Below are 24,336 nucleotides of genomic sequence, written 5' to 3'. Positions count from 1 at the left end.
GCGTACTCGCCGCGGCCCGCGACCGCGACGCCCGGCCTGATCGAAACCGGACCGATGCGGGGCCCGATTCGGCCGTACGGGAGACGGCCGCGGCGTTCAGCCGCGGCGGCGCGCGGTCACCCGGGCCGCTCGAGCTGCGCCGCCAGCGCCTCCAGCCCGGCCCGGAAGACGCCGTTGGTCACGGTGTCGACGGTGGCCCCGTCGTCGTCCTCCGAGACCTCGAACTCGGCCTCCCAGCAGGCCAGGCAGGCGTCGCCCTCGGTCACGGGCAGGATCTGCAGGCTGGCGTCGTAGCCGGTCACGGGCATGGGCGAATCGAGGATGACGTAGCGCATCATCCGATAGGCGTCGGACAGTTCGGTGAGCTGCTCGCGCAGGTGGCTGCCGTCGGCCAGATGAAAGCTGCGCACGCAGCCCACGGCGTCGGGCGCCCGGCCGTCCTCGATCTCGCTGTCGGCGATCGCCGGATGCCAGTCGGGCATGCCGTTGAAGTCGCGCACGGCCTGCCAGACCGTGTCGGCGCTGGCGTCGATGACGCGGCTGACGAATACGCGTTCCATGTTCGCTCCTGGGGTTGGGGGCTATTCGAAGCCGAGATCGACGAATCGGCGCGTCTGCTCGGTCAGCGCCTGCTCGACCGGCAGCCGCTCCATGCTGCTCGCGCCGTAGAAGCCGTGGCAACCGGGACAGTGCGAGAGGATGAACTGCGCGTCCGCCGGCTGGGCGATCGGGCCGCCGTGGCAGAGGACGATGACGTCGTCGCGGACCTCGCGGGCGGCCGCGGCCCAGGCCTCCACGCGCTCGGCCGCGCCCGGCAGATCGACGCCGGTCTCGGCGCCGATGGTGCCGCCGGTGGTCAGGCCCATGTGGCAGACGATGACGTCGGCGCCGGCCGCGGTCATCGCGCGGGCGTCCTCGGCGCTGAACACATAGGGCGTGGTCAGCAGGTCCAGCGCGCGGGCCCGGCGGATCATGTCGATCTCGCGGTCGTAGCCCATCCCGGTCTCTTCCAGATTGGCGCGGAAGGTGCCGTCGATGAGCCCGACCGTGGGGAAGTTCTGCACGCCGGCGAAGCCCATGTCGCGCAGACGCGTGAGAAACGCGTCCATGGACACGAACGGATCGGTGCCGTTGACGCCGGCCAGCACCGGCGTGCGCTCGACCACGGGCAACACCTCGCGGGCCATGTCGACCACGATCTCGTTGGCATTGCCGTAGGCCAGCAGCCCGGCGAGCGAGCCGCGCCCGGCCATGCGGTAGCGTCCGGAGTTGTAGATGACGATGAGGTCGATGCCGCCGGCCTCCTCGCACTTGGCCGACAGGCCGGTACCGGCGCCGCCGCCGACGATCGGCCGGCGCCGGCGGATCTTGTCCCGCAGGTGGTCGAGGATCGCGCTGCGTTCGAATCGGGGCATCTGGGTCACTCCTGTCGCAGGGGCCGGGCCGGCATGACGTCGGCGAACGCCGCCAGCGCCGCGGCCACGAAATCGGGGTCGTTGATATGGTGCGGCACGCGCAGCAGCCGCCGGTCCGCGGTCTGCTGCACGTGCGTCTCCAGGGCGTCGAACAGGGCGGCGTCGGCGGCCGGATCGTGGAACGGCTGGCCCGGCGCGTCGATGGCCGAGACCCCGCCCTCGGGCAGCAGAAAGCGTACCGGCCCGTCGCAGCGGTTGAGCTTGGCCGCGATCCACTCGCCCAGCCGGCGGTTCTCCTCGGCCGTGGTCCGCATGAGCGTGACCTGGGCGTTGTGTTCGTAGAGGTTCCGGTCCCGGTAGCGCGCCGGCACGGTATCGACGGCGCCGAAATTGACCATGTCGAGCGCGCCGCAGGCGCCGACATAGGGCAGCCCGCTGCGCGCGACGGCCTCCAGCCGGCCTTCGCCGGCGCTCATCACGCCGCCCATGAGCAGATCGCAGACCTCGGTCGTGCTGATGTCGAGCACGCCGGCGAGCGCGCCGGAATCCAGCAGTTTCTCCATCGACTGGCCGCCCGTGCCGGTGGCATGAAAGACCAGACAGTCGTAGTCGGCGGACAGCGCCTCGGTGAGCTGGGTGATGCAGGGCGTGGTCACACCGAACATCGTCAGCCCCAGGGCCGGCTTGAGATCCTCGCCCGCGGTCACGGGATGCCGGAGCATGCCCGCCAGCGCGTGCGCGGCGTTGCCGATGACCACGCGCGATATGCGGTTGAGGCCGGCCACGTCGGTCACCGAATACATCATGCAGATGTCGCTCGGCCCGACGTAGGGCGCGACGTCGCCGGAGGCGACCGTGGACACCATCACCTTGGGCACGCCGATGGCCAGGGCACGCATGGCCGGGGCGACCAGCGCGGTGCCGCCGGAGCCGCCCAGACCGAGGATGCCGTCGATGTCGTCGCGGGCCGCGACGAAGCGCTCGAAGGCGAGCGCCATCGCGGTCACCGCACGACCGCGATCGTCCAGGCCGAGCACGGCCCCGACGCCGTCGGGATGATGCGCGGCGATCTGCGCCGCCGTGATCTCGGCGCCGGTCTCGTCGCCGGCACCGCCCGTGCCCAGGTCCGCGAGGCGCGTCTCGACGCCGGCCGCACGCAGGCAGTCGCGCGCATACCGCAGCTCCGTGCCCTTGGTGTCGCAGGTGCCCGCGACCAGCGCGTATCCCATCGTTGTTCTCGTTTTTTGGATGCGGCCTGCAACTCTGCTACCGGCGCAGGCGGGACGCAACTCGCGACCCACACGGCACCCGCGCGGGCCGCCGGTGGCCCCGCTCAGGCCCTTGCGGGCTAAGGCGGCGCCGCGGCGCGCCGGCTACAGCCCGCAACGCGGCGCGCAGCCCGGCCCGGGGCGTTCGGTTTCGCCACCACGACTTCGTCCGGCCATGCGCTATTGAGCGTTCCGCCCGTCGCACCCATATTGGACGCCAAATAGACAAAACCGATCGGGAAACCCTCATGAAACGCACCATCGGCGCCTTCGCGGCCAACTGGCTGCGCAAGCCGCAGAATCAGGAAAAGATCAAGCGCGGCGCGCGCCAGCTGTGGTCCCGCTATCAGCGCTTTCGCAGCGGTAGCGGTACGCAGACGACGCAGAGCGCGCGTACCGGCAGGCCGCCGAACACGCCGTCGTCCACCGACCGCGACTGACGCCCGATCAGCGCCCCGGATCTGGCGTATCCTGTCGGTTCGATCGCCTTTTTCGGAGACACCATGCGTCGGTTCATCGGCACCGCGCTTGCCCTCTGCCTGCTCACCGGCTGCGCCGGCGGGCCCGAGGCGGATGCCGACGCGGCCTTCACGCGGTACTGGCAGTGTGCCCACGGCGCCGCCATGGCACATGCAGCCGATACCGCGCTGGATGCGCAGGCGGTCGCGATGCGCGCCCAGGCCGACTGCTACGGCGCCTACGAAGACTACAAGACGCAGAAGACGCGGCACGTGCGATCGGTCGTGCCGGCGCACGATCGCGCGATGGCGGTGACGCTGGCCGAAAGCGAGGCCTTCGAGCGCCGCAAGGACGTGACCGCCCGGCTGCGCGAACTGGTCATCGACGCCCGCTGACACGCGGGCCCGCCCGGCGCCGAACCGCGGGCTGATCGTCTCTGTACGAGCCCGCGGACGGCGTTTGATATCGTCGCGACAGATTTTTTTGGAATCCCGTCACAGGAACCGCGAACATGGCGCAACACTCCGTACCGGACACCATGGCCGCGATGCGGCTGACAGGCCACGGCGGCATCGACGCGCTGGTCCACGACGCGCAGGTGCCCGTGCCCCGACCCGCGCCGGGCGAAGTCCTGGTCCGGGTGACCGCCACCGCCAAGAACAACACCGACCGCAAGGCCCGCGAGGGGCTGTATCCGACGCGGGACAAGGGCGACGTGACCTCGTTCGCCATCGGCGGCGCGCCGACGCTGACCTTTCCACGCATCCAGGGCGCGGACATCGTGGGCCGGGTGGCCGCCGTCGGCGACGGCGTGGACGCGGGCCGCATCGGCGAACGCGGCCTGCTGGATTTCAATATCTACGCCAGCCCGCGCCGGGACATCAATCTCACACCGGACTACTACGGCCACGGCGCGGATGGCGGCTTCGCCGAGTACGTCGCCGTGCCCTCGGACCAGTTCCACGCCGTCGCCAACCCGGAACTCGCCGACGCCGAGCTGGCGGCGATGGGCATGTGTTCCTACCAGACCGCTTACCACATGATGACCTCCGCCGGCGTCGGCCCGGGCGAGCGGGTGCTGGTGACCGGCGCCAGCGGCGGTGTGGGCACGGCGCTGATCCAGCTCTGCCGCATCGTCGGCGCGATTCCCTACGCGCTGAGCACGCCGGACAAGGCCGACGCCCTGACCGCGCTCGGCGCCGAAGCGGTGCTGGATCGTTCCGACATGGACGGCTTCGTCGAGCGCGTGCGCGAGACCACGGGCGGGGCGCCGCTGGATGCCGTCATGGATCTGGTCGGCGGCGAGATGACGCTGCGCTTCATCGATGCCATGACGTTCGACATGAACGCGCGCTCGACCTACCCGCGGCTGTCGATCGCCGGCGCCAGCGGCGGCAACGTCAGCGAGATCCTCTGGACGGTGATCTATCTCTATCAGGTCCAGATCTTCGGCGTGTCCCACGGCACCCGCGAGGAGGCCGAACAGCTGGTCGCCTGGATCCGCTCGGGCGAACTGCGACCGGTGCTGCACGCCGCCTTCCCGTTGTCGGAGCTGCACGCCGCCGAACGCTACTTCGTCGAGCGCTCGAGCGGCTATCTGGGCAAGATCGTGATCGTGCCCGACGCCCAGTGGGCCGAGCACGGCGCGCCCTACGCGCTGCCGGGCTGAGGCGCCCGTGACGCCGTCGGCCAAGGGCCGCGGCCACCGAAACGAACACGTCGCTCCCAGACGGTTGTGCGATCGGCGCATCCGCAACGCGCGCCGCCGGGGCGTCGACCACCGCCATGACCGCCGTCCGGCCGCCACGGCCGGGACACACGACCACCACTGCCGGGACCACGGCCGATGAACGAACAGCTCACCCTCCAGTTGATGGACACCCACGCCGGCGGCGATGTCAGCCGCATCGTCACCGGCGGGGTCAACCCGCTGCCGGGCGATACCGTACGCCAGCAGATGGAATACCTGCGCGACGACGCCGACGGGCTGCGCCGCCTGCTGCTGGAGGAGCCCTACGGCATTCCGGAGATGTCGGTGGATCTGGTCGTACCGGCCTGCCACCCGGACGCCGCGGCCGGCTACATCATCATGGAGGTGATGGGATATCCCATCTATTCCGGCTCCAACACCATCTGCACGGCGACCGCCCTGCTCGAGGCCGGCATCGTGGAGAAGCAGGAGGGCCGCCAGCAGTTCACCCTCGAGTCCCCGGCGGGCCTGGTGCAGATCGAGGCGCGCGTGAACCGCGGCACGGTCGAGGCCATCACCTGCCAGGGCCTGCCGAGCTATATCGATACCTACCGCGCGAGCGTGCACGTTCCGCTGCTGGGCGATGTGACCTACAGCATCGCCTACAGCGGCGGCTTCTACGCGCTGGTCGACGCCACCGAACTCGGCTTCGAGCTCACGCTCGCCGAGGAGGATCGGCTGGCGCACTGCGCCCACGCCATCGTCGAGGCGATCCGTGAGGAGAAGGGCTTCTCCCACTACGAGCTCGGCGACGTCGGGCCGCTGCCGTTCCTGCATTTCCTCGGCCCGGTGGAGACCGTCACCGGCGGCCATTACCGCTCGCGTTCGGCGACCTACGTCCACCCCGGCGTGATCTGCCGCAGCACCACCGGCACCGGCACCTCCGCCCGGCTCGCGCTCATGCACCACGAGGGCGACCTCCAGCCCGGCGACCGGCTGGAGACCGTGTCCCTGCGCGACACCCGCTTCATCGGCGAATTCACGCACGTCAGCCAGGGCGGCTCGCGGGACGTGGTCAACAACACCATCACCGGCCGCAGCTTCGTGCTCGCCCGCTCCGAGATCGTGGCCAACGCAGCCGATCCCCTGGTGCATTTCGACGGCCTGGGGCATGTGCTGAGTCCCGGAAACTGACGCGGTATCGGCGGCGGCGCGGTGCGCATCGCTTCGGCTACCGGTGCAATCTCCCGATCGCGCCTGTCGCCGTCGATTTTCCAGAAGCCGATCCGTGCGCGGTACGGCTACAGCCGGACAGCCGGCGCTCGCACGAGCCTTCGATAGGCGCGCCCGGCACGGGATCAGCCGACCCCCCATGGCCCGGCGCCCCACCGATCTCGCTCCGCCAGCCCGGCCCGCGAGGCCGATCCATCCCGGGCCGCGGGCTCGCGGCACCGCCCCGGGGCGTGATCAAGCCGGCGCCTGATCATAGGCGGTACGCAGCTGGCGACCGCCACGCGGCATGCTAAGGCCCATCGTGCGCGTCAAGTCGCGAGCTAACGCGTACCCGCGACCAGGCGGCGCTACCCGTCAATCAGGGCCAGCTGAACCGGGCACAGGATCAAGCCGCCGACATGAACACCTGCACGCCGCGTCGATGACACGCGAGCGTTCGACAGCGCGCCCATCGCGGTCTTGCGTGGCGAGTCCGTCAGGCACGGCCGATGCATCATCCGTCTCGTCACCCGGCCCGCATCGCCGGCCGGCGAGCGCGGCTCGACCGGCGCGGCCTCGCCGGCACAGCGGGGAGCGAGCGCACGCCGCGGGGCCGTCGACCGTGGCCGGCAGCCCGATCCCGTCCATGAGACCGCGTGCGCAGGCCAGCGCCCCACCCAGCGCGGTGCCGGACGAAAAGATCGCGCCCGCCATCAAGTGATCGGACGCTCGCGCCGATAGGACAGGAGAGAGCGCATGCCGGCCACCCGACAGCGGCCGCCGTGAAAACAGCCGCGCGGGCCACACGGCCCAGGGACAGAGACCATGACGTCGAGTCGCATACAGAACCGTCCGCTAGCCACGCTCGTCCTGCTGGCCGCCGTCACCGGGCTGCTGGCGGCCGGCGCGGCCGCCGCCGACGAACCGCCCCGCGTCACGCTCGCCGAGACCTATGACGGCGACGTCGACCTGACCGAGTACTGGGTGAGCGAGAAATACGACGGCGTGCGCGGCTACTGGGACGGCGAGCATCTGCTGACCCGCGGCGGCGTGCGCGTCGATCCGCCCGACTGGTTCACGGCCGGATGGCCCGACACCGCGCTGGACGGCGAACTGTGGACCGCGCGCGGCGACTTCGCGCGTGTCTCCGGCATCGTGCGTGCCCACGAGGCCGGCGATGCCGCCTGGCGCGACGTGAGCTATCGCGTGTTCGACCTGCCGGATCATCCTGGCCCGTTCGACGCGCGCGTGCCAGCGATCCGCGCGGTGATCGCACGCATCGATCAACCCTGGGTCGTGGCGATCGATCAGTTCAGGGTCGCGGACGGTCGCGCGCTGGACGCGGCACTCGATGCCGTACTTGCACGGGGCGGCGAGGGCCTGATGCTGCATCGCGGCGGCGCGCGCTATCACGCCGGTCGCAGCGACGATCTGCTCAAACTCAAGCCCTACGCCGACGCCGAGGCGAAGGTCGTCGGCATCAATCCCGGCGCGGGCCGGCTCGACGGCCTGATGGGGTCACTGGACGTGGTCACGCCGGACGGGCGCGAGTTTGCCATCGGCAGCGGCTTCACCGACGAGCAGCGCGCCGACCCGCCGCCGATCGGTTCCTGGATCACCTATCGCCACAACGGCGAGACTGCCAACGGTCTGCCCCGCTTCGCGCGCTTTCTGCGCCGCCGGCCCGGCGGGCCGCCCCCGGAGATCGCCGCCGAAGCGGACACCCGCGGCGCACCCGACGATTAGGACCTGTTAACGCTTCACGAGCCCGCGCCGGGCGCTTCCTGAAAAGTGACTATGGGCGTCGTGCGCGCCGCGCAGGCATTCAGCGCCAGCGTGCGACGACGCTGGATTGCCGCACCAAAGCGCCTGGCCCTTCGGGTTGGGCCGCTCAGGAAACACCCCTAAATGCGCCGCGGCGTTACACGTCTTCGTCGTGGCGCCACGACCGGCCACTCGCGCCTGGCCGCACACGATGTGCGGCTCAAACGCGGCGGCGCTCGCATGTCGCGTTGACAGGCCTTGGCTAACCGACCGCCTCGAACGATTCCGGCAGGATCTGGCCGCCGTCGATCACGAGCGTCTGGCCGGTGACATAGCCCGCCTCACGCGAGGCGAAATAGAGCGCGGCGTTGGCGATGTCCGCCACCCCGCCCAGGCGCTTGAGCGGGATCGCCGCGGCCATCTGGCGCAGATAGTCCTCGCCCATCGCCTCGAGGCCTTCGGTGACGATGTTGCCGGGCATGACCGCGTTGACGGTGATGCCGTACTTCGCGAGCTCGATCGCCGCGGTGCGGATGAAGCCGAGCTGACCGGCCTTGCTCGCACCGTAATGGGTCCAGCCGGGGAAACCGGTGATCGGCCCGGTGATCGACGAGGTGACGACCACGCGCCCGGCCTCGCTCTTCTTGAGCGCCGGAATCGCGGCCTGCACGCTCAGAAAGCAGCCCTTGAGGTTGGTATCGACGACCTCGTCCCACTGCGCTTCGGTCATCTGCTCCAGACTCGTATCCGGAAAGATGCCGGCATTGGCACAGAGCACGTCCAGCTCGCCGTACAGTTCGACCGCGCGATCGACCGCGGCGACAAGCTGGTCGCGGTCGGTCACGTCGGCCACCGTGGCGGCGGCGATGCCGCCCTCGGCCTGGATGGCGTCGACCGCGGCCTGGGCGCCCTCCTGCGAGCGCGCGGCGATCAGCACGCGGGCGCCGGCGGCGGCGAACCCCTGCGCGATGCCCTTGCCGATACCGCGACTGGCGCCGGTGACCAGCACCGAACGGCCTTTGATGGAGGAAATCATGGCGGACTCCGGTTGAAACGAATCGGTCAGGCGGCGGCCAGCTCGGCGCGGGCGGCCTCGATGGCGACATCCAGCCGGGCGATGACGTCCGCGGCGAGCGCCTCGTCCATCAACAGGCCGGCCTTGAACTGCAGCACCGCGGGGTTGAGCGCCGAGAAGATCGCCCAGACGCCGTGTTCGTAGAGCGCGCGGGTGACCGGCTCGGCGCCGCGCGGGTGATCGAATTCCAGGCCCATGATCAGCCCGTTCCGGCGCACGCCGGTGAAGAATCCCGCGTGCTTTTGCTGCAGCTCGGAGAGCGCGCGCTCGAAATAGTCGGACAGGGCCGCCACGTTGGCGCGGGTCTCGGGACGCTGGCTGATCTCGAGCACCTTGAGCGCGGCCGCGCAGCCGATCTCCGCGCCGCCGAAGGTCGACATATGCGCCCAGCCGTCCTCGTTGAGCCAGGGCGCGGCCTCGGCGCGGGCGAGCACCGCCGCGATCGGATAGATGCCGCCCGACAGCCCCTTGCCGGTCACCAGCAGATCCGGTTCGACGCCGTAGCCGGTGATCGCCCACATCGACCCGGTACGCATGAGCCCGGTCTGGACCTCGTCGGCGATATAGAGCGCGCCGTAGCGCTCGCACAGCGCCTTCACCGCCGCGAGATAGCCGGGCTCGGGCATGGGGAAACCGTAGGTGGCCGGAATCGTCTCCATGATCACGCAGGCCGCGTCGCCGCCCGCGAGCGCGGCCTCCATGGCCGCCAGATCGTTGAACGGCACCTGGGTGAATTCGTCCGGCGACGGCTCGCACAGAAAGATATCGGCAAAGCGCGGGGCGCCCGCCTGAACCGCCAGCCCGGTATGGCCGTGGTAGCAGTTCTCCAGCGATACGATGCGCCGACGCCTGGTGGCGTGACGCGCGGTCTTCAGCGCAATATCGATCGCCTCGCCGCCGCCGCTGGCGAAGATCGCGTAGTCCATATGCGGCGCGGTGGCGACCAGCGCTTCGGCGAGCTCGGTGCGCATCAGCGAGGGAAAGTGATGATTGCCGATATCGAAATGCTGCATGGCCTCGGTCACCGCGGCGATGACTTCCGGATTGCGGTGGCCGAGGTTGTAGACCCCGCCGTTGAGATGCATGTTGATCAGGCGCGCGCCGTCGAGATCGTCGAAGCAGTAGCCCTCGCGCGTGTCGAGCACGATATCCACACCGCGGTTCTGCCATTCCTGGGTCTTGTGCGGGTTCCACACGCGTTTGCTGCGTTCGAGAAAGGCGCGTTTGGTATCCGATGTCATGCAGTACTCCTCGGGCGGGCGCCGGTCAGGCGAGGCGGGCACGGTAGCGCTCGGCCAGCATCACCGTATCGCGCGCGAACGACTCGCCCTGTTCGATGGCCATGTCCGCGCTCGGATGGGTGGCGACCCAGCCGAGCAGGGTCATCCGGCGCATCATGATGAAGGTGGGGATCTCGGCTTCGTCGGTGGCGTCGAGCGTGCCGATCTCGCGATAGCCGCGCAGCCAGGCAGCGACGAGCGCGTCGATGTCGTCGCGGGTCTCGATGAAGCTCAGCGCGGTGGCCAGATCGTAGAGATGCCAGCCCAGACCGCAGTCGTCGAAATCGATGATATGGGTGGTGTCGCCGTCGACGAGCAGATTGGCAAGGCGCAGATCGGCGTGGATCAGGCCGAAGCGCTGCGGCGCGGTGCCGTAGCCGGCCAGCCGTTCGCGGATGCAGGCGGCGGTGGCCTCCAGCACGGCGCGATCCGCCGCGTCGAGCCCGGGCGCCTGCTGCCAGTGGCCGAGATGCGAGCGCGTGCCCAGACAGCCGTCGAAATCCCAGACCAGACGCTCGAAGAAGTCCGGCCGCTGCCAGTGCGCCGCATGCGCGTGCAGCCGCGCGGTCAGGCGCCCGAGCTGCTCGAACGGGCCGGCCAGCGCGCTCTCGTCGGGCTCGGCGCCGGGAATGAAATGAAACAGATCGACGAAACGCGACTCGGCCAGTGCCGGCGTGTCCACGCACTGCACGAAGCCACCGTCGGCACCGGCGATCGCCTGCGGCGTGTCGATGCCGGCCTCCGCGCGCAGTGCCGCCATCCAGGCCAGTTCGGTCTCGATGCCGGCACGCGAGTGATAGCCGGTGCGGTGCACCCGCAGCGCGGCCGGAGCCTCCAGCGTGGGCGCATCCACACGATAGGTGGCGTTCTCCGACAGGCTGAGTAGCCGAAGCGCGCTGTCGGCCGGCAGATTCCAGCGGGCCAGCGCGCGCCGTGCCACATCATCGAGATGGGCGCGTTGCGCCGCCGCGTCCAACTGATCGAAGGCGCGATCGGCCGCCGGCGCCGGAAGATCGCCTCGGGATCGGGTGACGTTGCTCGGCTGCTTCATGACACGTCCTTGATAGCAGATCGACATGGCGATCGCCACATTCATGGGCCTTTAAAATTACCAAGCAATCGACATGCCAGAGCATCGTCATGCCATATCCCCATGTTTTATCGATAATCAGGGCGCCGGCGACGGGCGCCGTCTTTGCACTCTCGTGTGACTCACACCACATTAGAGTGCGCGATTCGGTCTATTATGTGGCAAGAACCACAGTCGTTAGCCCCGGGCCCTGCGCATGAGCACGACCGAATCACGCGAACGCACGCCCCGAGCCCGGCGCCGGGCGGATATCCGGGCGCTGCTGGCTTCGCAGCCGATGGTACGAATCGGCGCCCTGGCCGCGCGCTTTCACGTGTCCGCCGAAACCATTCGCCGCGATATCGACGCCATGGCCGCCGAGGGCCTGCTCGCGCGCACCTACGGCGGCGCCGCCGCCCTGCATACCGCGCGGGAGCCGAGCCTGGGCCAGCGCAGCGAGCTCAACGGGGACGCACGCCGACGCATGGCCGCCCGGGCGGCGGCCCGCGTCCACGACGGCGAGGTGCTGATGATGGATGCGAGCGCGACCTGTCTGCATCTGGCGCACCGGCTGGTGGTGGAACGCCGCCGGCTGACGATCATCACCAACAGCGCCACCATGGCCCAGTCGCTGGCCGCGAACCCGGGTTTCGAGATCCTGCTCGCACCCGGACGTTTCGATGCGCGTGAAAACGCCGGCTACGGCGCGCTCTGCACCGCATTCGTGGCCCGATTCAACGCCGACCACTGCTTTTCGAGCTGCGGCGCGCTGACCGCGGACGGGCCGACCGAGGTCGGCAGCGATCTCGCGGCGGTAAAACGGATGATGATCGAACGCGCCCAGCGCACCACCCTGCTCGTCGATCAGGCCAAGTTCGGCCCCGACAAGCTCGAATGCGTATGCGCGCTGACCGCGATCGACACGGTGATCTGCGATCAAGCCCCACCGGCATCGCTCGCCGAGGCGTTGCACGGCGCGGGCGTGGCGCTGCATATCGCAGACTAGTGGCCGTCGATCCGAGGCGTCCATCATGCCTCGGCGCGGCGCCGGGCAGCGGCGCCCGAACGCGTTTAGCGACGGCATGGTCCCGGCCGAGCGGCGTCCCGCTGCGCTCGGCTCGGCCAAAGGCCCGAGGCACCGAGGCACCGAGGCGCCGCATCGGCGCAGGGGCGAACGTCCTTTCCCGAGACGCACTTCGCCGGGCGCGCAACGATAAGCGGGGGCGCCCAGCGGCGCGCCAGCCGGGCTGGATCGCATCGGGCGATTGATTCCCGTCTCGATGATTGCCGGTACGAGGCGTCCGGCGCCCGCCGACCACCCGGCTCGACATCGGCGACGATCGTTATCCGGCCGACGGGCGCTTGAACGGCCCGCGGCGGCGTCTCCTCCTGCTAGATCTTGACGTCGAAACCCTCGAACTGCGGCGGGCCGAGGTAGATGTCCTTGCGCGCGCCGGCGTTGGCGTGCGCCTTGCGAAACGCCTCGGACTGCGTCCAGGCCTCGAAGGCCGCGCGCGATTCCCATTCGGAATGCGAGGCGAACAGCGTGTGCTCGTCGGTGGTCGCCCCCTGGAGCAGGTTGAACTGCCGAAAGCCGGGCACGTCCTGCAGATGGGTGTCGCGCTCGCGCCAGATGGCGAGAAATTCCTCCTCGCAGCCGGGCTTGATCCGGAAACGGTTCATGGCGATGAACATGGCGTTCTCTCGTGGCGAAATACGGCGCCCGAGTATACGCATGCGCCCGCCGGTCGATGGCGGGCATTGGCTGCGCAATACAGCTAGACTATGCCGCCTTGTATCGCCCGCCCACGGCCCGCCGGGAGCTGACGTGCTGATTCGGATTCTGGAGATCACGGTGCCGGTGTTCGGCATCATCGCCCTGGCCTACGCCTACGGGCGCAAGCGCCCGACCGATCTGCGCGACGCCAATCGCCTGAACATCATCATCTTCACGCCGGCGCTGATCTTCCACGCGCTCACCGAACGCTCGGCCGGCGGCGACGATTTCGTGATCGCGGCGGTCGGCGCGGCGGTGATCGTGCTCGGCTCCGGACTGCTCGCCTGGATCTGGGTCCGCGCGACCGGGCGCGACCCGGCGATCTATATCGGCCCCGCGATGTTCAACAACTGCGGCAATCTGGGCCTGCCGCTGGCGATTCTCGCCTTCGGCGAGGACGCTCTGCCGCTGGCGGTGGTTCTGCTGGTCACCGAGAACCTGCTGCAGTTCACCCTCGGGCTGTGGCTGCTGGGCGATGCCATCCGCTTGCGACGCCTGCTCACCAATCCGATGCTGGTCGCCACCTTCGCGGGGGTACTTTTCATGGTCATGGACTGGCATGCGCCGGCGATGATCGAGCCGGGTATTCGCATGCTCGGCGAGATCTCGATTCCGCTGATGCTGGTCGCCCTCGGGGTGCGTCTGGCCGACGGCGCACCGGGCCAGTGGACGGCCGGCCTCTGGGGCGGCCTGGCCTGCCCGGTGACCGGTCTGCTCGTGGCCGTGCCGTGGGTGTGGATCACCCAGCCAGAGCCGCCGCTGGCGGCCCTGCTGATCGTGTTCGGCGCGCTGCCGCCGGCGGTGCTCAACTACATGCTCGCCGAGCAGTTCGAGATCGCCCCGCAGCAGGTCGCGGCGATCGTGGCGGTCGGCCACGTGGTCGCGCTGGCGGTTATACCGCTGGCGCTGTACTGGGTGCTCTAGGGTCTATCAGCACTTCAGGCGAGGCCGAACCACGCTCTGTGGTGCGCGTCGTGCGCGCCGCGCAGTCATCCTGGACCAGCTGCGCGACCACACTGAATTACCGCGCCACAGCGCTTGGCCTGAAGGGTTGGGCCGCACAGCCCGCGCTGCGGCGTTGTAAGTATGGATCATGGCGCGCCACGATCGACGACTCGTGCCTTGCCATACACGATGTGCGGTCTCCACGCGGCGTTCACATGGCGTGTTAACAGAGCCGCCTCGCCTCGACCCAGCAACGCAGGAAACGCCATGCCGTTCGCCGATATCGCGAGCATGGCGGCAAGAGCCGCGCGCCTGCCAAAGGCCGTGACCGACGGCATGAGCACCGCAGTCGTCGAGACCGGATGACCCGGCCGACGATCGCTATCTGCTGGTTCGGTGATCGCCGCTGCACGCTTTGGTATTGCAGACGTGCTAAGACGGCCGGGTGATGATGTCGCTGATCATGCGCGGCGGCAGGACCGATACCCAGACGCAGGCATTGCACGCGAGGTATACCGGGCATCGCGCAGGCCCACCCCGGCATCGACCCGGCGAACGTGATGATCACGATCACTGAGAACCGGAATATCGACGAGCGTTCGACGACGGCTGGAGTCGCCTCATCGCTCCTTGATCAATCGCCGGCCATGAAAAAGCGCCGACGGGCTACAACCCGCCGGCGCGCCATAGACCTAACGCGTGCGTCGAATCAGGCGCTGGCCTGCTCGCTCAGGGTTGGATAGTCGGTATAGCCTTTCTCGTCGCCGCCGTAGTAGGTGGCCGCATCCGGCTCGTTGAGCTCGGCGCCGACACGAAAACGCTCGACCAAATCCGGGTTGGCGATATACGGCCGGCCGAAGGCCGCGCCGTCGCCGAGGCCCTTCTCGATCAGCGCTTCGGTGCGCTCTGCGGTGTAGTGGCCACAGAAGACCAGCGCGCCGCTGGCGAAACGTTCGCGCGTGGCCTGGCGGAACTCGTCGGTGAGCTTGATATCGCCGCCGGCCCAGTCGGGCTCGTTGATATGCAGATAGGCCAGGCCGCGTTTATCGAGCTGCTCGGCCATGTAGAAGGCCATCGCCTTGGGCTCGTCGTCGGTCAGGCCGAAGATCTCGATGAACGGCGACATGCGGATGCCGACACGATCGGCGCCCATGACCTCGACCACGGCATCGACGACTTCCAGCGGCAGGCGGGCGCGGTTCTCGATCGAGCCACCGTAGGCGTCGGTGCGCTTGTTGGAACCCGTGGCCATGAACTGCTGCAGCAGATAGGCGTTGGCCGCGTGCACTTCCACCATGTCGAAGCCGGCGCGCTTGGCGCGCTGCGCAGCCTGGCGGTATTCCTCGATGACCTCGGGAATCTCCTTGGTCTCGAGCGCACGCGGCGTGGCCGAGTCCTGCAGGCCTTCGCTGCCGTCCTCGAACTGAACATAGGACTGGGCGCCTTCGCCGCGGATCGCGCTGGGCGCGACCGGCTTGCGCCCGTCCGGGTGCACCATTTCGTGGCCCACGCGGCCGACGTGCCAGAGCTGCAGCGCCATGCGGCCGCCGGCGTCGTGCACGGCGTCGACCACGCCCTTCCAGCCGGCTTCCTGTTCGTCGGTGAACATGCTCGGCGTGAAGACATAGCCGCGCGCGGATTCGGAGATGTTGGTCGCCTCCGAGATGATCATGCCGGCGCCGGCACGCTGGGCATAGTATTCGCGCTGCATCGCGCCGGGGATCTGATCCCGACAGCGGGCCCGCGTGAGCGGGGCCATGAGCACGCGGTTGGGCAACTCGAGCGCGCCGAAGCGCAGCGGGGAAAGCAGTCGATCGAAAGCCATGAGGTCTCCTGAAGCCGTGGTCGTCTGATGGCCGGGAGATGGCGTTTGATTGTGCAAAATCAAGTCGTCGATGCCGGACACGAGAAAGCCCCGCCGAACGCTCGACGGGGCCGCGGTCACGCGTCGGCGGCCGGCGTGGGCCGCCGCGAGGGCGTATCAGCCCTCCTTGACCGTGAGCGTGCCCTTCATGCCGGCCGCGAGGTGGCCGGGGAAGGTGCAGATGTATTCATAGTCGCCCGGCTCTTCCGGCGCGGTGAAGGTCACCTCGTCGGTCTCGCCGCCCGCCACGAGGCCGGTATGCGCCAGAATCTGGTCGCTCATGTCCTTGGGGACATAGTCGTTGTCCTTGGCCTGGGCCGCGGCTTCATCAACCGCCTGCGCATCGGCGTCTGCTGCGAGCAGGATCCAGTTATGGGCCATGGCCGATTCCGGCAGATCGGTCGTGTTGGTCAGCTTGATCGTGACCTCTTCGCCGGGTTTGACGGTGATGTTCTCCTTGCTGAACTTCAGGCTGTTCATGCCCTCGATCTCGACCGTCTTCGCCTGCGCGGCGAACGCCGAGACGGACAGTACGGCGAACATCACGAGCGCCAGGGTCTTCTTCAACATGCGGATCTCCTTGCTTCGTTGTCGTTGCACCATGCAGCGAAAACGGACGTTTTGCAACACCGTTTGATCGCGAGGCGCATCGGGCCTGTGAGCCTACCCATTACGGCTTCGGCCCACATTCCGATGCTCGCCGTCGCCGGCTGAACGTAACCTGACGACGCCGGCGGTGCTCAGAGCTGCACGACCTGGCGGATGGCCTCGCCCGCGGCCAGCCGCTCGAAGCCGGTGTTGATTTCGTCCAGCGACAGCCGATGCGTCAGCAGCCGATCCACCGGCAGGCGGCCGGCCTGATACAGAGCAATGTATTCGGGGATGTCGAGCCTGGGCACATGACCGCCAAGATAGGAGCCCATGAGTGTGCGCTCCTGCGCCACCAGCTGGAGCGCGGGCAGCTGCATGCGGGCATCCGGGTGCTGCAGCCCCGCGGTGACGGTGGTGCCGCCCTTGGCGGTCGCGGCGTAGGCGAACTCCAGTGCCGCCTGCGCGCCGGCGAATTCGGCGGCGATGTCGACGCCACCGCCGGTCAGGTCCCGGATCTGTTCGAGCGCGGTGTCGTCCCTGGTGTTGACGGTCGCGGTCGCACCCAACGCTCTGGCCTGGCCCAGCTTGTCGTCGTCGATGTCGGCGGCGATGACCTGCGCCGCGCCGCCGGCGATCGCCCCCAGAACGCCGGACAGGCCGACGCCGCCGAGCCCGACGACGAGCACGGTCTGGCCGAGCCGCAGGCCCGCGGTGTGGATGAGGGCCCCGACACCGGTGAGCACGGCGCAGCCGAACACCGCGGCGATGTCGTAGTCGAGGGTCGGGTCCACCTTGACCAGCGACTCGCGCGCGACGACCGCATACTCGGCGAAGCCGGAGATGCCCAGATGATGATGCACGTCCCGGCCGTCCTCGCTCAGCCGGCGGCTGCCGGAGAGCAGGGTGCCGGCATTGTTGGCCTCGGCCCCGGGGGTGCACAGCGCCGCCCGGCCGTCGGCGCAGTACGCGCAGTGACCGCAGCTGGGCACGAACGAGCACACGACGTGATCGCCGACCGCGAAGTCGGTCACGCCCGGGCCCACCTCGACGATCTCCCCGGCGGCCTCGTGGCCGAGGACCATCGGCACCGGGCGCGGGCGGTTGCCGTCGATGGTCGACAGATCAGAGTGACACAAGCCCGCCGCGTGCACCTTGAGCAACACCTCGCCGGCCTGCGGCCCACCGAGCTCGAAGGTCTCGATGGTCAACGGCCGGGACTGGTCGTAGGGACGGGGCGGGGCCATTTCGCGCAGTACGGCGGCTCGAGTCTGCATGCAATCTCCTGGACGACGGAACAACGACGGTGCGCCGGGCACGACCCGGCGCACGGTTAATCTATCATTCGTATACGCCGCGTTCGTCCTTCGCGGGTCGCCGCGGGCTCATGCACAATGACGCGCCTCGCCCGCCATCCCACGCCATCATGAGCCCCACCCCGCACGCCCATCGCATCGACATCGCCGGCCTGACCCGCGACCTGCCGCTGTTCGAGGTCGCCCCCGGCACCCGCATCGCGGTGCTCAACGTCCTCGGCGATACGTCGCTGATCACGGCCGCCGCCGATGCGCTGTCCGAGCGGCTCGCGGCGATCGACTACGACGTGCTCGTGACCGCCGAGGCCAAGTCGATCCCGCTGATCCATGCACTCTCCGTGGCGACCGGCATGCCCTACGTGGTGCTGCGCAAGAACTACAAGCCGTACATGGGCGACGCGCTCCAGGCCGAGACCCGGTCGATCACCACAGGCACGACGCAGACGCTGTTTCTGGACGGCAAGGATCGCGCGCGGGTCACCGGGGCGCGGGTCGTTCTGGTGGACGACGTCATCAGCTCCGGCTCCACGCTCGAAGCCATGCGCGCGATCGTGCAGCGCGCCGACGCCCGGATCGCAGCCGAGGCGGCGATCCTGACCGAGGGCGAGCGCGGCAACTGGCAGGACGTGATCGCCCTCGGTCATCTGCCGGTGTTCACCGACTCGGGTTGAAGCCTAGCCGCGAATGACCATGAGGATCCCCGCACCGTAGAGCCCGAACAGCGTGGCGCTCTCGAAGCCGATGTTGCCGATACCCTGCTTCTGGCGCCGAATGAGGCCCAGCAGCAGCACCGCCGTCATCGCCACCGACAACGCCACCCACAGCAGGGTGTCGCCGGAGACCGCGTGGTAGATCGAGCCGTCGCGATAGGCGATGTCGGAGCTGGCGGCGAACAGACAGTCGAAGGCATTGCCGCCGATGATGCCGCCGACGGCCAGCTGCAGCGCGCCGCGGCGAACCGCCGCGATCGAGGTGACCAGCTCCGGCAGCGAAGTCGAGATCGCCGTGAGCACCACACCGACCGCGGTATCGCTCATGCCTGTCGCATTGCCCAGGCGCGACGCCACGCCTTCCAGCACGTAGCCGGTCAAGCCCAGGATCGCCGCCAGCACGAAGAAACCGCCCCACAGGCGCACCAGCGACATCGCCTTGTTGTTCTCCTCCGGGCTGTCGGTGCGCGTTTCATGCGTGCGCCGCGGCGTCCACATCGGCGCGGCCTCCGCGTTGCGTACGAGCTGCAGCCCGAAGACGTAGGCCACGAACAGGATCGGCGTGATCGGATGCACGCCGAACCAGTGGACATCCGGGCTGTAGGCGCCGATCAGCAGTAGCGACAGCAGGCCGAGCAGGAGTGCCGCCTGCGCCAGATTGGCGATCGAGGCGGCGGCGTGTTCGAGATTCGCCCGCCGGTAGACCACATCGGCCATGGCCAGAAACACCGTCTGCGCGGCGATGCCGCCGAGCGCGTTGCTCATCGCCAGCTCGGGCTGGTCGCCGGCGGCCGCGGTGATCGACAGCACGATGCCCGACAACGACGTCGCCGCGCCTAGCAGCACCGCACCGGTCACGGCCTCGCCCAGCCCCGTCCGGTCGGCGAGCTCGTCCGCCACGTTGGTCAGCCGTGTGCCCACGACCGCGATGACGAGGGCACAGACGACGAAGGCCGCCGATACGGCCGCCAGGCCCAGGGATTCGATTCCAATCACGTGTGTCGCTTTCCAGAAGTGGTGTGGGTCATCGCCGGATCCGTCTTCTACGGAACGGCGATCCGTCGGATGCATCCTTGCGACGCATGCTGATGCGCTGGTTGATGCGGCCGATCAGCCGCCGCTGCCACCACCGCTCGGCCGCCGCGGCGCGGGCCGTGCCGGCCTGCCAGGCGTCCTGGAGCAGGAACTTGCCCGCCGCCACGGCATCGGGCGAATGCCGGCTCATCCGTTCGGCCAGTTCATGAGCCCGGGCTTCCGGCTCGTCGGCCAGATGCGTGACCAGACCGAGCCGCTGCGCCTCGCGGCCGTCGACGATCCGGGCGGACAGCGTCAATTCCTTGGCGGTGTCGATTCCCACCAATTCACGCAGCAGCACCGCGCCGCCCATGTCGGGGACCAGCCCCCAGCGCGTCTCCATGATCGACAGCCGCGCGTCGGCTCGGGCCACGCGCACGTCCGCGCCGAGTGCGAGCTGAAGACCGGCCCCGAGACAGTGGCCGCGAATGGCCGCGATCACCGGCGCGCCGATGTCGCGCCAGCCCAGGCTCCAGCGCTGGAGCCGATTGATCCGGGGCAGCCACAGCCGGGCCAGCGCGGGCACGGCGATCAGCGGCCGGGCCATGACCGAAGCGAAGTCCAGACCGGCGCAGAAGGACGGGCCGTTGCCGGCGATGACCACCGAGCGCAGGCCGCGATCGCGGCGCAGACGCGCGGCGCAGTCGGTCACGGCCGCGAGCATCGCGAGGTTCATGCCGTTGTGCTTTTCGGGGCGATTCAGCCGCACCTCGGCACGACCAGCCTCGACGCGCACACGCACCGTTTCGGATGAGGACATGGCAGGCTCGACGGCGGTCCGGCCGGCCACTTTGCCTGTTCGCGCCCGCGCCCGCCAGCGGCCGCGCTCGTGCGTCATACAATGGATCGACGGGGCGCGCCACGGGGACACCATGAACGCCGACACCACGCTGCTGATCTTTCGCAATCTGGGCGTCGCGCTCGCGATCGGCCTGATGGTGGGCCTCGAGCGCGGCTGGCAGCAGCGCGAGGCCGATGCCGGGCAGCGGGTCGCCGGCCTGCGCACGTTCGCGATCATCGGCATGGCGGGCGGCGTGACCGGCCTGCTCGCCGAGCGCATGGGCCCGCTCGTGCTGGGGTTGGGCTTGATCGCGATCGCGGCGATGCTGATCGCCGCCCACGTGATGTCCTCCCAGGATCGCGGCGAGTACGGAATCACCAGCGAGATGGCCGCGTTCACGACCTACGGTCTGGCCGCGCTGGCCACATCCGGCGCCCCGGCCGTCGCGGCGGCCGGCGCCGTGGTCACGGCCACCCTCCTCGGCCTCAAGCCGGAGCTGCATCGCTGGCTGGCGCGCCTCGACCGCGAGGAATTGCTGGCCGCGCTCAAGCTGTTGATGATGTCGGTACTGGTGCTGCCGCTGCTGCCCGACCGCGGGATGGGGCCGTGGGACACGCTCAATCCGCTTCGAATCTGGCAGCTGGTGGTGATCGTCGCCGCCATTTCCTTCGCGGGGCACTTTGCCGTGCGGCTGCTGGGCCAGGCGCGGGGCATACTGGCCACCGGCGTGTTCGGCGGGCTCGCCTCCTCGACCGCGCTGACTCTGCATTTCGCGCGCCTGTCGCGACGTACGCGCGGCCTCGACCCGCTGCTGGCGGTGGGCATCATTCTCGCCCAGGCCATGGGCATGCCCCGCATGATCGCGGTGGCGGCCGTGGCCAGTCCCGCGCTGGCGCGTCATGCCGCCGGCCCGCTGGTCGCGATGATGGCGGTGGGGCTGACCGCGGCGCTGCTGCTGCGCCTGCGGCTCGACACATCCCGGCTACGCGCCCCGCGCAAGCTGGGTACGCCGTTCCGGCTCAAAGATACGGCACGTTTCGCGGTGCTGCTGATCGTGATCACGCTGGCCAGCGCCGCCGGCCACCGCCTGATCGGCGACGCCGGAATCTACGCCATCGCCACGATCGCGGCGATGGGGGACCTGACCGCGGTCACACTGTCGGTCGCACAGCTCGGCCAGGGCGGCTTGCCGCTGGATACCGCGGTTCGGGCGCTGGTGATCGCCGCGATCAGCAGCGTGCTGTTCAAGAGTCTGCTCGCCTTCGCGCTCGGCGGCCGGCGGCTCGGTCTGCTGGTCGCCGCGAGTGCGGCCTGCGTGGCCGTGGCCGGCGGCGTCGCACTCTATGTATTGATCGCCTATCCCGCGCTCGCGAGCGGCTGAAACCCCGCGTTCAGCGCGCGGCCTGCATTCGCCGGCCGGTCAGCGCCGCGTACTCGGGCGCACTCACGAGCGCAGCCAGCGGCCGCCACTCGGTGGCGTCCGGCCGGCGGGCCTGCAGCGCCGGATCGGCGAGATCGATGTCGCGACCGGTTGCCTGCGCCAGGCGCCGTTCGATCGCTTTGACATCGACCGTGTCCGGATCGAGCCGGACCACGTCGGCATCGTCCATGTCGAGCGTGGTGTTGGAGGCCGTACCCGGCAGATAGATCGTGCCGGTGGCGAAGTCGACGGCGAAGGCGATCACGCCCGGCACGACGAAGAAGAGCAGGCCGATACCGTCGAGGACCGCAACGGCCGGATCGATGCGGCCCGCGGCCTGGCCGCGACGCTCGGGGTAGAGCACCGTGCCGCAGGCCGTGGTGCCGATGACGGTGATCACCAGCGCGGCGGCGACACCCAGACGAAGCCGATGACGGATGCGGTCGGTCATGAACACTCCTGCAGTTGTGGCGCGCCACCGCGGCGGCCTTCGGCCCCGGCCGGGCTCGCATCGCGCACACCATAACCGAGGTCCCGACAGCCGTGCCCCGCACCTCGCGTGCCGCGCTTGACAGCGGCGACCATACACCGCAGAAAGAGAGAAAAACAACGACACGGATGACTGTAACCGTGCAATCAAGGCGCGCCCATGACGCCGTCGCTCCCGCGCGCTGCGGGTCGCATCCCAGCCGCGGCTTCACACTGATCGAACTGATGATCGTGCTCGCGGTCGTGGGCATGCTGGCCGCACTCGCGATCCCCGGCTATCGCAACTACGTCACCCGCGCCCGCATCTCCGAAGGGCTCGGACTGGCCCAGCCGGTCAAGTACGCCGTGGCCGAATACTACAGCGCGCACGGACGCCTGCCGGATTCGAGCAACTGGCTGACCGTGCTCGGCATGCTGGGCATCGATGCCAGCTCGCAGTACGGCGCGGCCGAGGGCGAGTACACCCGGCGCATCTGGTTCTACAGCAACGCGGACGCCCCGGCGATCAAGATCCGCTACCGCGGCGGCGCGATCGACGACCGTCTGGTGTTTCTCGAGGCCCGCCTCAATGCCGGCGGCATCCGCTGGACCTGCAGCGCGCCGTCGAGCGAGGGTGTGCCCGAACGCTATCTGCCGGCGAGCTGCCGCTGACCGTCGCTACTCGCCCTGCTTGAAGCGGCGCAGCTGTCGACGCTGCTTCTTGTCCGGACGCGCCGTCGGTCGCGGCATCGACAGCCGCGCCGCCCGGCGCTCGGCCGACTGCGCTTCGCGCCGCTTCCGGCTGGCTTCGCTCTCGGCGTAGAGTGTTTCGGCCACCGACGCCGGTCCGCGCTGGTCGGACAGGCCGGTCACCTCCACCTCGAACGCCGTCTCGCCCTTGGTGACATCGACACGATCACCGGCGCGCACGGTCGTGCTCGCCTTCGCCCGGTGCTCGTTGATGCGCACCTTGCCGCCCTTGACCGCCTTCGCGGCCAGGGACCGGGTCTTGAAAAACCGCGCAGCCCAGAGCCACTTATCCACGCGCACGGGCGCAGCCGCTTCATCCTGCTTGCGATCGGTCTCGCTCATGGCGAGACTGTGCCACGGAATCCTGTTCAGAAGAGACCCCGTGCTCGGCCGTTTTCGCGTGCTCTACAAACTGCGCATCGACGCCGACGGCGTGCACGTGCTCGTCGGCCGGCCGCCGGCCTCGTTTCTGGCGGCCGTGCGCGACATCGCCGGCCTGCACGGCATCGACCGGGGCGAGATCGCCTGCCGCGGGCGCGGCCGCCATATGCGGCTGCGTTTTTCCGACAGTTTCCCGACCCGCGGCCGGCAGGCGATCCGCAACATGTGGTCGCCACCGACCGCGCCGGGCCCCGGCGGCGGCCGGCGCGCCAGCGGCTGAGACGCCGGTCTGAAAAGCGGTGCCAACGCGCGTATCTTGAGCGCTTCACGGGATCGGACCGAGAGGCGACGATGATCACAGTCCACCACCTCGAAGACTCGCGCTCGCAGCGCGTACTCTGGCTGCTCGAAGAACTCGGGCTCGACTACGAGATCACGCGCTATGCGCGCGATCCGAAGACGATGCTCGCGCCCGACAGCCTGAGGCGGGTGCATCCGCTGGGCAAGTCGCCGGTGATCACCGACGACAGCCACACCGTCGCGGAGACCGGACACATCGTCGACTATCTCGTGACCCACCATGGCAACGGTCGGCTCGCCCCCGAACCCGGCACGCCGGAGCGGCTGGCCTACGACTACTGGCTGCATTACGCCGAGGGCTCGGCGATGCCGCCGTTACTGCTGCACCTGGTCTTCGATACCGTCGAGCGCAAGGCGCCGTTGGTGATCAGACCGATCGCGCGGGCCATCTCCGCCAACGTGAAGAAGCAGTTCATCCGACCGCAGCTGGATCTGCATCTGGACTACATGGAGAACGAGCTACGCCAGCACGACTGGTTCGTCGGCGACGACTTCACCGCGGCCGACATCATGATGAGCTTTCCGCTGGAAGCCGCGGCAAGCCGGCGTGGCCTGGCCGAGCGCTGCCCGCGACTTGCGACCTTCCTGGAACGGATCCACGCCCGGGACGCCTACCAGCGCGCGCTCGAACGCGGCGGCCCCTACGCCTACGCCTGACATAGAAAGGCCC

Annotated in this window: 26 protein-coding genes; 12 read left to right on the top strand and 14 right to left on the bottom strand. The window is 69.2% G+C overall.

Annotated elements, in window-relative coordinates:
• Positions 1–116: 116 nt before the first annotated feature.
• The 3 genes from SAOR_RS13390 to SAOR_RS13380 are packed head-to-tail and all read right to left on the bottom strand — an operon-like array spanning position 117 to position 2,644.
• Positions 117–560, bottom strand: a complete 444-nt coding sequence (locus tag SAOR_RS13390) for an SRPBCC family protein (RefSeq protein WP_123631879.1) — start codon at positions 558–560, stop codon at positions 117–119.
• Between the two features lie 21 nt (positions 561–581).
• Positions 582–1,415, bottom strand: a complete 834-nt coding sequence (locus tag SAOR_RS13385; protein ID WP_123631878.1) for a phosphoenolpyruvate hydrolase family protein — start codon at positions 1,413–1,415, stop codon at positions 582–584.
• Positions 1,416–1,420: 5 nt separating this feature from the next.
• Positions 1,421–2,644, bottom strand: a complete 1,224-nt coding sequence (locus SAOR_RS13380) for a Tm-1-like ATP-binding domain-containing protein (RefSeq protein WP_123631877.1) — start codon at positions 2,642–2,644, stop codon at positions 1,421–1,423.
• 287 nt (positions 2,645–2,931) lie between these two features.
• On the opposite strand from SAOR_RS13380, the gene SAOR_RS13375 reads away from it, so the two are divergent.
• The 5 genes from SAOR_RS13375 to SAOR_RS13355 all read left to right on the top strand — a co-directional run bounded on the left by SAOR_RS13375 (position 2,932) and on the right by SAOR_RS13355 (position 7,790).
• On the top strand, positions 2,932–3,123 hold the full coding sequence (locus SAOR_RS13375) for a hypothetical protein (protein WP_123631876.1): 192 nt from the start codon (positions 2,932–2,934) through the stop codon (positions 3,121–3,123).
• A 63-nt stretch (positions 3,124–3,186) separates the two neighbouring features.
• Entirely contained in the window at positions 3,187–3,537 is a 351-nt protein-coding gene (locus SAOR_RS13370) for a hypothetical protein (RefSeq protein ID WP_123631875.1), read from the top strand.
• Positions 3,538–3,653: 116 nt separating this feature from the next.
• Positions 3,654–4,811 carry an alcohol dehydrogenase catalytic domain-containing protein gene (locus SAOR_RS13365; RefSeq protein WP_123631874.1) on the top strand — a complete coding sequence of 386 codons (1,158 nt, stop codon included), beginning with the start codon at positions 3,654–3,656 and terminating at the stop codon, positions 4,809–4,811.
• Between the two features lie 177 nt (positions 4,812–4,988).
• Entirely contained in the window at positions 4,989–6,026 is a 1,038-nt protein-coding gene (locus SAOR_RS13360) for a proline racemase family protein (protein ID WP_123631873.1), read from the top strand.
• Positions 6,027–6,869: 843 nt separating this feature from the next.
• Positions 6,870–7,790, top strand: a complete 921-nt coding sequence (locus SAOR_RS13355) for a DNA ligase (protein WP_123631872.1) — start codon at positions 6,870–6,872, stop codon at positions 7,788–7,790.
• Between the two features lie 280 nt (positions 7,791–8,070).
• Here the strand turns inward: SAOR_RS13355 and fabG are convergent, their stop codons facing one another.
• From fabG to SAOR_RS13340, 3 genes are read right to left on the bottom strand one after another with little or no spacing between them, the layout of a single operon-like run.
• Entirely contained in the window at positions 8,071–8,844 is a 774-nt protein-coding gene (gene fabG / locus SAOR_RS13350; protein WP_123631871.1) for a 3-oxoacyl-ACP reductase FabG, read from the bottom strand.
• 26 nt (positions 8,845–8,870) lie between these two features.
• Positions 8,871–10,124 carry a class-III pyridoxal-phosphate-dependent aminotransferase gene (locus tag SAOR_RS13345; RefSeq protein WP_123631870.1) on the bottom strand — a complete coding sequence of 418 codons (1,254 nt, stop codon included), beginning with the start codon at positions 10,122–10,124 and terminating at the stop codon, positions 8,871–8,873.
• A 25-nt stretch (positions 10,125–10,149) separates the two neighbouring features.
• Entirely contained in the window at positions 10,150–11,214 is a 1,065-nt protein-coding gene (locus SAOR_RS13340) for a phosphotransferase enzyme family protein (protein ID WP_123631869.1), read from the bottom strand.
• A 235-nt stretch (positions 11,215–11,449) separates the two neighbouring features.
• Between SAOR_RS13340 and SAOR_RS13335 the strand changes: the two genes are divergently transcribed.
• A complete protein-coding gene (locus SAOR_RS13335; RefSeq protein WP_123631868.1) occupies positions 11,450–12,238 on the top strand; it encodes a DeoR/GlpR family DNA-binding transcription regulator in 789 nt (262 codons plus the stop codon).
• Positions 12,239–12,624: 386 nt separating this feature from the next.
• Here SAOR_RS13335 and hmuQ read toward each other — a convergent pair whose 3' ends face one another.
• Positions 12,625–12,927: a heme-degrading protein HmuQ gene (gene hmuQ / locus SAOR_RS13330; RefSeq protein WP_123589525.1), complete on the bottom strand. Its 303-nt coding sequence runs from the start codon at positions 12,925–12,927 to the stop codon at positions 12,625–12,627.
• A 133-nt stretch (positions 12,928–13,060) separates the two neighbouring features.
• On the opposite strand from hmuQ, the gene SAOR_RS13325 reads away from it, so the two are divergent.
• The gene (locus SAOR_RS13325; protein ID WP_123631867.1) at positions 13,061–13,933 is read left to right on the top strand and encodes an AEC family transporter; all 873 of its coding nucleotides are present in this window, start codon (positions 13,061–13,063) and stop codon (positions 13,931–13,933) included.
• Positions 13,934–14,663: 730 nt separating this feature from the next.
• On the opposite strand, the gene SAOR_RS13320 is transcribed toward SAOR_RS13325, so the two are convergent.
• The 3 genes from SAOR_RS13320 to SAOR_RS13310 form a co-directional block, all read right to left on the bottom strand.
• Entirely contained in the window at positions 14,664–15,779 is a 1,116-nt protein-coding gene (locus SAOR_RS13320; protein WP_123631866.1) for an alkene reductase, read from the bottom strand.
• 156 nt (positions 15,780–15,935) lie between these two features.
• Entirely contained in the window at positions 15,936–16,388 is a 453-nt protein-coding gene (locus SAOR_RS13315) for a plastocyanin/azurin family copper-binding protein (protein WP_185015690.1), read from the bottom strand.
• Between the two features lie 170 nt (positions 16,389–16,558).
• On the bottom strand, positions 16,559–17,683 hold the full coding sequence (locus tag SAOR_RS13310) for a zinc-dependent alcohol dehydrogenase family protein (RefSeq protein ID WP_123589530.1): 1,125 nt from the start codon (positions 17,681–17,683) through the stop codon (positions 16,559–16,561).
• Between the two features lie 149 nt (positions 17,684–17,832).
• Between SAOR_RS13310 and SAOR_RS13305 the strand changes: the two genes are divergently transcribed.
• Positions 17,833–18,393 carry a phosphoribosyltransferase family protein gene (locus SAOR_RS13305; protein ID WP_123631864.1) on the top strand — a complete coding sequence of 187 codons (561 nt, stop codon included), beginning with the start codon at positions 17,833–17,835 and terminating at the stop codon, positions 18,391–18,393.
• Between the two features lie 3 nt (positions 18,394–18,396).
• Here SAOR_RS13305 and SAOR_RS13300 read toward each other — a convergent pair whose 3' ends face one another.
• Together SAOR_RS13300 and SAOR_RS13295 are read right to left on the bottom strand one after the other, a co-directional pair.
• A complete protein-coding gene (locus SAOR_RS13300) occupies positions 18,397–19,428 on the bottom strand; it encodes a sodium:calcium antiporter (RefSeq protein WP_245965478.1) in 1,032 nt (343 codons plus the stop codon).
• A 28-nt stretch (positions 19,429–19,456) separates the two neighbouring features.
• Positions 19,457–20,266, bottom strand: coding sequence for a crotonase/enoyl-CoA hydratase family protein (locus SAOR_RS13295; protein WP_123631862.1), 810 nt, complete (start codon positions 20,264–20,266; stop codon positions 19,457–19,459).
• A 112-nt stretch (positions 20,267–20,378) separates the two neighbouring features.
• Here SAOR_RS13295 and SAOR_RS13290 point away from each other — a divergent pair, with 112 nt between their 5' ends.
• Entirely contained in the window at positions 20,379–21,668 is a 1,290-nt protein-coding gene (locus SAOR_RS13290) for an MgtC/SapB family protein (RefSeq protein WP_185015689.1), read from the top strand.
• A gap of 10 nt (positions 21,669–21,678) precedes the next feature.
• On the opposite strand, the gene SAOR_RS16845 is transcribed toward SAOR_RS13290, so the two are convergent.
• A complete protein-coding gene (locus tag SAOR_RS16845) occupies positions 21,679–22,158 on the bottom strand; it encodes a hypothetical protein (protein WP_185015688.1) in 480 nt (159 codons plus the stop codon).
• Positions 22,159–22,325: 167 nt separating this feature from the next.
• Here SAOR_RS16845 and SAOR_RS17225 point away from each other — a divergent pair, with 167 nt between their 5' ends.
• On the top strand, positions 22,326–22,847 hold the full coding sequence (locus tag SAOR_RS17225) for a pilin (protein WP_123631860.1): 522 nt from the start codon (positions 22,326–22,328) through the stop codon (positions 22,845–22,847).
• Between the two features lie 6 nt (positions 22,848–22,853).
• On the opposite strand, the gene SAOR_RS13275 is transcribed toward SAOR_RS17225, so the two are convergent.
• Complete coding sequence (locus SAOR_RS13275; RefSeq protein ID WP_123631859.1) at positions 22,854–23,267, bottom strand: RNA-binding S4 domain-containing protein; 414 nt, start codon at positions 23,265–23,267, stop codon at positions 22,854–22,856.
• Between SAOR_RS13275 and SAOR_RS13270 the strand changes: the two genes are divergently transcribed.
• Together SAOR_RS13270 and SAOR_RS13265 are read left to right on the top strand one after the other, a co-directional pair.
• Positions 23,266–23,586 (top strand): DUF3634 family protein, encoded by a 321-nt coding sequence (locus SAOR_RS13270; RefSeq protein ID WP_185015687.1) that lies wholly within the window; start codon positions 23,266–23,268, stop codon positions 23,584–23,586. The genes SAOR_RS13275 and SAOR_RS13270 overlap by 2 nt on opposite strands.
• Before the next feature lie 71 nt (positions 23,587–23,657).
• Entirely contained in the window at positions 23,658–24,323 is a 666-nt protein-coding gene (locus SAOR_RS13265) for a glutathione S-transferase (RefSeq protein ID WP_123631857.1), read from the top strand.
• The last annotated feature ends 13 nt before the right edge of the window (positions 24,324–24,336 follow it).

The organism is Salinisphaera orenii subsp. orenii MK-B5, from assembly GCF_003788635.1.
GTDB classification, from domain to species: Bacteria; Pseudomonadota; Gammaproteobacteria; order Nevskiales; family Salinisphaeraceae; genus Salinisphaera; species Salinisphaera orenii.
Note: the sequence above shows the minus strand (reverse complement) of the source record. Positions and strands in the feature narration are given on the sequence as shown.